The organism is Massilia pseudoviolaceinigra, assembly GCF_030846505.1.
GTDB classification, from domain to species: domain Bacteria; phylum Pseudomonadota; class Gammaproteobacteria; order Burkholderiales; family Burkholderiaceae_D; genus Telluria_A; species Telluria_A violaceinigra.
On the sequence record NZ_JAVCWL010000066.1, the window covers coordinates 1 to 4,552 of the forward strand.

Below are 4,552 nucleotides of genomic sequence, written 5' to 3' on the forward strand. Positions count from 1 at the left end.
ACCTGACGCGCATTTCTCCTAATTTCGCCACTTTCCCTAGTCCAATCAACCGCTTGCAGCAGCTAAATTCAGATGCCGCCCCTGCATTGTTGCAAATTTTCCTAGACACGCATTCTGGCTTGCGCGCACGCGCGAGGCAAGGCATTTCTGGCACGGGGTGGCGGATCGGCGGCGCGTGCGCAGTCAAGGGCGCGCAGCGGCGCAGCGAACCCTTGACGGTCGGGGACGAAACACGCTCGGGCATGCGGTGCAAGGCGGGTGCATCCCTTGCACCGCCTGTAGACGCGGGATTGGGGTTGGTTTTGGTGAGTGGCGCTTGGCCTGCTACCGACGTAGTTCGGCGCGGGTTGTGCGTCCTGGCGCGGCCTTGCCAGGGTTTCAAAGGGAGTCCCTTTGGCACGGGTATGAATGCCAAACCCGGCAGGGTTTTGTATTCATATCTGTCGTGCCTATGCCAGGGCATTTCCCGCAGGCGGACGGTTGCATTGGGGTTGCAGATGGTTGCTTATGGTTGCAGCGCGGTGGCACCTAGTTGCATGGGGTTGCAAATCGGTTGCATGGGGGCGTTATTACCAAACATATAGGAATCGCCGTTGGCGTTACCGAACATATTAAGATTCCTATGTTTTCCCGGCCGCGGATCGGGCGCCTCAACGTGGCGCGAATCCCTTATCGGCTAGCGCCTCGCGCACCTTCTCGCCGGCGTCGACCATCTCGTATGCCTCCTGCTTGTCGATGGCCAGCGACAGGTAATTGCTATACCCGACGCGCTTGAGGAACTGGGCGAGCGCCATCGCCAGGTCGTCCGGCAGCTCCACTTCGATGATGGTCATGGCGTCCCTCGCTATGGTGGTCAGTCCGGCTGATGCATCGCCTCGGCATCCAGGGCATCCAGGAGCGCAGCGCGCACGCCGACATCGCTTCCCCCTACTGTGCCGTCGTGCGCAGCGCCACGGGCCTGTAATCGCGCAGGATGGGTCGCCTCATGCACTTCCTTGAGCTTCATGATCGCCACCCGTGTATAAACTTCGGTGGTGGTCAGCTCGGCGTGTCCCAGCAACGCCTGGATGAACCTGATGTCCGCACCGTTCTCCAGCATGTGGGTGGCGCAGGCATGGCGGAACAGGTGGCAGGAGCTATTTAACGGGCCGGACGCCTGGACACGATCAAGGTTGGCGCGGTCAATGGTTTTCTTGGCAATGCCCGACATCTGCTTGGCACTGACACGTTCGTGGTGTTTCGACAGGAACAGCGTCGCGTCGCTATCGTCGTCAAGGTAGCGCGGCCGCACTTCCTGTACATACCGGGCAATCCAGGCCAAGGCCCGCTCGCCAATCGGTACCATGCGGTCCTTCTTGCCTTTGCCCAGCCGCACCAGCACCGTGCCGCGCTCGGCGTCGATGTCATTGAGATCGAGGCCGACCAGCTCGGCGCGGCGCATGCCGGTGCTATACAGCGCTTCCAGCATGGCCCGGTCCCGGATGCCAAAGCCCGAGGGGTCGTCAATGTCGGCCGCGTTCAGTACCTGGGCAATTTCGGCGACGGTCAGCACATGGCGCGGCAAGCGCGTCTCCTGCCTTGGCAGTTCCATTTCGCTGGCCGGGTTGAACAACAGGTGATGGCTTTTCGCCATCCACTTGAAGAACATGCGCACCGTGATCAGGCGCTTGCTCTGGGTCTGGCACGACAGCGGCGCACCGTCGGCCTTGCGCCGGTAGGCAAAGATGTATTGGCGGTAGCGCTCCAGCATCGCCCGCGTCACCTCGTGCGGCGTGTTGACGCTGCGCTCCTCGCACCAGTCGATGAAGTAGCCCATTTCGATGCGCCGGTTCTTGAGCGTCGTCGCCGAGTAGTGCATGGCCTGCGTCCAGTCGATGAACTCGATCAGGTAGGAGCGGAAGCCGCCACGGGTTTTCGGATCACCGGCATAGTGCAGCGGACCGGGGAGCTTGCCAGGACGTGCCGGCCTCATGCCGCCTCCGCCGACTTCGGTACGACCAGCGCGTGACCGTTCGTCATAGGAAGTGCGTTTTCAGTGGCGAATGGCGCATTTTCTGCCGCAACCCTTGCCAGCACTGGCGTTGTGGCCGATTTGACGGCCCGACCGGGGGCCGACCACCCACCGACCACGGGCCGACCGGGGGCCGACTGCGCTTGCCCATGCCCCGACCGCTGCCCGTCGTAGTCATTGAGCGCGCCGGCATCGAGCAACCCGGTCAGGTGCGGCGCGTTGTTGCCGTCGCCGTCATACAGCAATTCATACACATAGCCCTGCCCACGCTCGGCGCGGTGCACCAGCAGGTATTCCAGCTCGGCCAGCCGCCCAAGGTGGATTTTAAGCTGGGTATCTCCCCAACCGGTCGCCTCGCGCACGTCCTTGCGGCTAAAGTGATACTCGGTGCGGCGGATTCCCAGCGCTGCGGCCGACGTATCGACCAGCGCATCTACCAAGCTCAAGAGTCGGCGCGTCTGCGGCGGCAGCTCGTCAAGGCTGCGGCCCAGCACCTCATGCGTCAGCCTGTTGGCCTGCTCGATGTCGGACGCCGTGACCTCGATGTATTCCAGCGCAGCCCCGTTGCCGCCCGTCGTGCTCTTGATGGCGCGCTGGTGTTGGTGCAGCAAGGCGATGGTGTCAATCAGCGTCAGATATTTTTCGTGATCGCGCCGGGTTCGCGTTTTGTCCGACAGGAATGTGAGCTGGTCGGCGTAGGGATTGACCACGGCCAGCGGGCGCAGCAGGCGTTGTGCATTGCGGTGCAGGGCCAGGATCGCATCCTTTCCCTGTTTCGCCATCAGGCCCGACAGCATGCGCCGGTTGCGTTGCAGGCTGTGGATCGCCTCGGTTTGCTCGCGTCCTTCATCGACGGTGAGGACGATGCAGCGGTTCATCAGTTCTTCGTCGATCTCGATGGCCGTCGTGGTCAGGAAGATCATGACCGGGCCGGTGACGCGGTATTCCTGCGTGATGAGGTTGCCCGTATTGGCATCCTTGCCGGTCGATGCAATCATCAACTCGCCTTCGCTTTGCAGCAGTTTTAAGGCGTAGCTGGCCCGGCTCGCGCCTTCCTCTTCAACGATGGCAAGTATCTTGTGCTGCAAGTTCGTCTCGCCCATGTAGAACAGGCTCTGGCCGGTCATGGCGCTGTACTTGATGCGTTCTTCCTCCGGGATCATCGCCAGCACCGCATCCATTAGGGAGCTTTTTCCGGCCGCGCTTGACGACTGCACGACGATGGCCAGCGGCCTATCGAGCTTGCGGCTGACTGCGGCCAGGTAGCCAACAAGCTTGTTGGTGCGCTCGCCGACCAGCCCGCAACCGTCGAAGTCGGCCACGATCCGGTCCAGCAGGTCAGGCGCGCGCAGCAGTGCCAGGGAGGCATCGCGCTCGGCGTCGGTCATGGTCGGCACGGCCGGCGCCGTTTTGGTCGCGGACTTGATGCGCTCGTCTTGCAACGCTTCCAGTTTTAGCAGGATGCGCCCCAGGTCGTGCTTGATGAGGTCGTCCCGCACGGCCAGCTCCTTGGCAGCGTACAGCAGGTACTGGCTACGGCCGCGCGCGCTGTACAGGTCCAGCGTATCGATGAAGTAGGCATCCTTGCAGGACACGAGCAGGTTGATCTTGAGCGTTTCGGGCGACAGGTTTTTCGGCAGGCCGCGCACGCGATAGCGCCGGTCGCCGAAGGTGAACACCACTTCATCATCCTTGATTTCGGCCTCGATGGACGCCGCCGCTGGCGCGGCCGTGGGCGAAGCGGCTAAGCCGGTGGAGTCCGACGGCAGAACGACAGCGGCGGCGGTAGCCGCATTGGATGACGGTGCCGGTGCAGGTGCGGGCGTCACGACCGGCGAAGGTTCGGCGCTGGCGTCGGTGATGGTGGCGGTGGCGGTGCACTCCATCGCCTCGACGTGCTGGCCGGGTGCTGCCTGCGGCGCTACACCCTTGCCGCACCATGCTGCCTTGCGGATCAGGATGCCCAGGCTTTTCGATGCCGGCGTGACCTTCAAGGCGTATTCGTTGGCTTCCATCCCCTTGGGGAGCTGGATGCGGTAGCACTCGATGCCGATTGCATTCAACTGCTCGGCCAGCGCGTTGGCCGCATTGTCGCCCGCGTCGTCGCGGTCATATGCAATCAGGACGCGCTTGGTGCCGTGCCGCTGAAACGCGGCGATATGGTCGGGCGTAAAACCGGACGTGCCATAGCTGGTCGTGACGTTGTGATAGCCCGCCTGCCAGAACGTGAGCGCGTCGATCAGGGCCTCGCACAGGATGATTTCCTCGTGCTGCTGCAACGCCGCCTCGTTCCATACGCCCTGGTGTGGCCCCGGCAGATACAGGTGCGTCGGCGTGCCGGTGCGCAGATCGTCGCGCAGCTTGCGCGCGTAGACTTCGGTGACATTGCCGCCAATGTCGATGACCGGCACGACGACGGAACCGTTGAAGTGCTCGTGACCGGTTTCGCGCAGGATGCCGATGCCTTGCAAACGGCCCTTGAGTTCCGCGCCGGCCTTGACGTTTTTGGCGGGGAGCCGGTAGCCCAGCGTGCGGTTAGCG

General features: G+C 63.0%; 3 protein-coding genes. All 3 read right to left on the minus strand.

The window, feature by feature from the left end:
* Window positions 1-650 precede the first annotated feature (650 nt).
* Window positions 651-833: a DUF7706 family protein gene (locus RBA40_RS32795; protein ID WP_306653045.1), complete on the minus strand. Its 183-nt coding sequence runs from the start codon at window positions 831-833 to the stop codon at window positions 651-653.
* A 20-nt stretch (window positions 834-853) separates the two neighbouring features.
* On the minus strand, window positions 854-1,972 hold the full coding sequence (xerC, locus tag RBA40_RS32800; protein ID WP_306653047.1) for a site-specific tyrosine recombinase XerC: 1,119 nt from the start codon (window positions 1,970-1,972) through the stop codon (window positions 854-856).
* Window positions 1,969-4,552 (minus strand): toprim domain-containing protein (locus tag RBA40_RS32805; RefSeq protein WP_306653048.1); only part of this gene is annotated, 2,584 nt, incomplete at its 5' end. The genes RBA40_RS32805 and xerC, both read right to left, overlap by 4 nt.